Genomic DNA, 3,980 nt, shown 5'->3' with positions numbered 1-3,980 from the left:
TATCATTGACCCTGAAGAGATGGTTTATCCTATGATCAAGCCAGGCGGTACACTGGAAGATATGATCCTGGATTGTTAAGGAAAGAGAGGGACAGTATTTTGGATAAAGGATTAAAGAAAAGATGGATTTCCCTGTATGTGGAGAACCAGGTAGGTGTTCTGGCAAAGATTTCAGGACTTTTTTCAGGGAAAAGCTATAATCTGGACAGCCTGACAGTAGGAACAACAGAGGATAATACAGTGTCACGTATGACAATTGGTACATTTTGTGATGACGAAACCTTTGAACAGATCAAAAAGCAGCTGAACCGTATGGTGGAAGTGATCAAGGTGATTGATTTCACAAATATGTTTGTACGTATGAAAGAGATTCTTTACGTAAAGGTATTTGGCTGCAGCCCGGAAGATAAGGTGGAGCTTTTTCAGATTGCAGAAACCTTTAAAGCACGAGTGATCGACTATGGCAAAGACAGCCTGCTTCTGGAATTTGTGCAGACAGCTACGAAGAATGACGCTGTTGTTAAGCTGATCAAAGAAGAGTTCGGACATATTGAAGTGGTTCGAGGAGGAAGTGTAGGCATTGAATCCATCAGTATGATGGATCGCTAAGTGCTCGACTTGAAGCCTGCCTAGGTAATATATGCTAGTTTGATCTACTGAAAATACGAGGAAAATTATTATGAAAAAACAACAGATACCTTTAAAGAATTCCCTTCTCCTGCTTTTAACCGCAACCATTTGGGGCGTTGCGTTTGTGGCCCAGAGTGTAGGAATGGATTATGTGGGAGGCTTTACCTTTAATATGACCAGGTCATTGATCGGGTCTGCAGTATCCTTCCTGTGATCTGGTTTATAGGCAGAAACAGCAGCAAGAAAGTAGAAGAGGCACAGGGATCCGGCAGCAGGAAGGATCTGCTTTGGGGAGGCTTGGCCTGTGGAATCCTTATGTGCCTGGCAAGTAATTTCCAGCAGTTTGGTATTAAATATACCACTGTTGGTAAGGCGGGATTTATTACAGCGTGCTATATTGTACTGGTGCCTATTTTGGGACTTTTCCTGAAAAAGAAGTGTTCTCCATTTATCTGGCTGGCAGTAGCAATGGCCGTTGCAGGACTTTATCTTTTGTGTATTAAAGACGGCTTTTCCATTGGAAAAGGAGATATTCTGGTTCTGATCTGTGCCGTACTTTTTTCATTTCATATTCTGGTGATTGATTACTATTCACCGAAAGTGGATGGGGTAAAGCTGTCCTGTATCCAATTTCTGGTGTGTGGGATCCTGTCCGGGATTCCGGCGCTGATTTTTGAAAAACCGGAAATGTCTGCAGTTCTTACGGCCTGGCAGCCTATCCTGTATGCTGGTGTAATGTCTTGCGGAGTGGCTTATACTTTGCAGATCATTGGACAAAAAAATATGAATCCAACCGTAGCATCTCTGATCCTGAGTCTGGAGTCCTGCATCTCTGTTCTGGCAGGCTGGGTGATATGGGACAGCAGTTAAGTGCAAGAGAGATTGCCGGCTGCGTGATCATGTTTGCAGCCATTATTCTGGCACAGCTGCCACAGAAAGAGAAAGCTTAAATGTAAATATAAGTGTATTGAACAGTTGTACATAAGTAAAACATAAGCAATATAGGCAAATATAAGTAAACATAAGTAAACCCCTGGGATATCAGGCAGTGACTAATTAGTTTCCTGCCTGTGTCACAGGGGTTTTATCTCAGTCGAGAAGACTCCCACCTCTTTCAGGTGGTGAGTAACAGCAAGTTTGTCTCAGTGGGAGTCCAATCTCCGACTGAGATAAACGCTCCGCGAGGATGCGCAGTGATTCTGTAAAGAATATGTCAGCTTACGCTGACCAGAATCACGCGCCAAGTCTCGCAGCTGCTCGACTTGAAATTACTTATTCAGATGTAACTGGTTCCGTTTTGCTTACAGGAAAACGTATTTCAAAACAAACAGAATCGCCAGAACATACATAAGTATGCTGATCTTCTTTTCTTTTGCTTTACCTGTTACAAGATTGATCACTACGTAGGAAATAACGCCAAGGGAGATACCCTCGGAGATACTGTACAGGAATGGCATCGCGATGATAGCGATAAATGCCGGAATCGCTTCTGTCATATCGTTGAAATCAATCTTGGTAACGGATGTTAACATTAAGAATCCAACCACGATCAAAGCCGGAGCTGTGGCAAAGGATGGAATTGCCAGGAAGATCGGGGAAAGAAGCAGGGACAGACCAAAAAGAATGGCTGCCACAATAGAAGTAAGACCTGTACGGCCGCCTTCGGCAACGCCGGAAGCACTTTCTACGAATGTGGTTACTGTGGAAGTACCGCACATTGCACCTACTGTTGTACCTACTGCATCAGACAGAAGAGCGCCTTTGATTTGAGGAAGCTTGCCGTCTTTGTCCAGCATATCTGCTTTGGATGCAACACCGATCAGGGTTCCCAGAGTATCAAACATATCGACAAACAGGAATGCAAACATGATCACTACAAAATCAAGTGAAAATACAACGGAGAAATCCATTTTCATGAAAGTCGGTGCCATGCTTGGAACAGAAATTCCATTGGAAAAATCTGGAAGCAGGCTGCAGAAACCGGCTTCAATATTTGGTACATAAAGCCCTGTGAACTGACAGACAATACCAAGTGCCCATGTGATCAGGATACCCCAAAGGATACCGCCTTTTACATTCTTTACAAGAAGAACACCTGTGATCAGCACACCGATCAGAGCAAGAAGAACTGTGATACCCTCTGTGTTGAAGGTTCCGTTCTGAGCTGCACTTTTAAAGGAGAACATACTTACAAGTGTGGAGTCATTGTTTACAACGATTTTTGCATTCTGCATACCAATAAATGCGATGAAAAGACCGATTCCTACAGATACTGCATGTTTCAGGTTCATAGGAATGGAATTAAAGATGGCTTCACGTACATTGGTAAAGGGAAAGCAGGATGAAAATGATACCTTCCACAAATACAGCTGCAAGAAGCCTGTGTCTTCCAGCTGTAGCCCATGCCTAATACAACAGTGTAGGCAAAGTATGCGTTCAGTCCCATTCCAGGTGCAAGCACAAATGGATAATTGGACAGCAGTGCCATCAGGCATGTGGCGATAAAGGAAGACAGAGCAGTAGCTGTAAACACAGCACCACGATCCATTCCTGATGCGGAAAGGATATTCGGGTTGACTGCCAGGATGTAAGCCATGGTCATGAAAGTAGTGATGCCGGCCATGATCTCAGTCTTAACATCGGTGTGGTGTTCCTTCAGGTGAAAAAGTTTTTCTAGGTTCATAAGTTTGCCTCATTTGGCACTTTAGTGCCTTGTATTATTTATTTTCAGTGTTGGAAAAAATAGAATTTCCGCACACGAATTTTTGAATGATATTGCTGCTATCAGAAAGAGAAATCAGTCTTTCAAGGCGGGTCAAAGGCGGCAAAGAACGGGGAGATGGAAGACTGGAATCATCCAGTACCACTGCATCAAGTTCGTAGCCTTTTTCAAAGCTGCCTGTTTTCCCGAAAAATGAACCGCCGCCTAGGGTAGCCATGTAAAAAGCTTCAGGAAGTGTTAAAGCCTTAAGCGAAGGATCCACAAGCCGCCAGCGAAGCTTGGATACCTGGATGGCATCTGCGATGGCACGCAGCATGGAAAGAGAGAATCCTCCGGCAATATCTGTTCCAAGACCTACATGAAGCCCTTCCCGCAGATACAGGGCTGCAGGTGCAATACCAGAAGAAAGATTGGTATTGGACTGAGGACAGTGGGCTATATAAACACCCTGCTTTTTCATAAGGGCAATTTCTTCTTCTGTGGAATATACACAGTGAGCCATCACAGTAGGACAATGATCTCTTCCAAAAAGGTTGAAATGATCATAGGCATCTCCATAAAAAAGACTGTCCGGACACAGCTCTTTAACCCAGTGTATCTCTCCGGGATTCTCAGAAAGATGGGACTG

The 3,980-nt window shown here is 43.9% G+C and carries 2 protein-coding genes and 2 pseudogenes; 2 read left to right on the top strand and 2 right to left on the bottom strand.

The genetic code is table 11. The features are described from left to right. The first annotated feature begins 99 nt into the window (after window positions 1–99). Window positions 100–609 (top strand): acetolactate synthase small subunit, encoded by a 510-nt coding sequence (gene ilvN, locus R1Y93_RS08965; protein ID WP_500822541.1) that lies wholly within the window; start codon window positions 100–102, stop codon window positions 607–609. An 85-nt stretch (window positions 610–694) separates the two neighbouring features. Then, window positions 695–1,580 (top strand): annotated as a pseudogene (locus R1Y93_RS08960) (DMT family transporter). 351 nt (window positions 1,581–1,931) lie between these two features. Here R1Y93_RS08960 and R1Y93_RS08955 read toward each other — a convergent pair. Together R1Y93_RS08955 and R1Y93_RS08950 are read right to left on the bottom strand one after the other, a co-directional pair. Further along, window positions 1,932–3,313: pseudogene (locus R1Y93_RS08955) on the bottom strand (NCS2 family permease). A 34-nt stretch (window positions 3,314–3,347) separates the two neighbouring features. Then, window positions 3,348–3,980, bottom strand: a 633-nt coding sequence (locus tag R1Y93_RS08950) for an amidohydrolase family protein (RefSeq protein ID WP_500822540.1), incomplete at its 5' end; no start/stop codon positions are given.

This window comes from Blautia sp. HA3515, assembly GCF_059933065.1.
The sequence above is the reverse complement of the archived record's forward strand: the minus strand, read 5'-3'. Positions and strand labels throughout refer to the sequence as shown.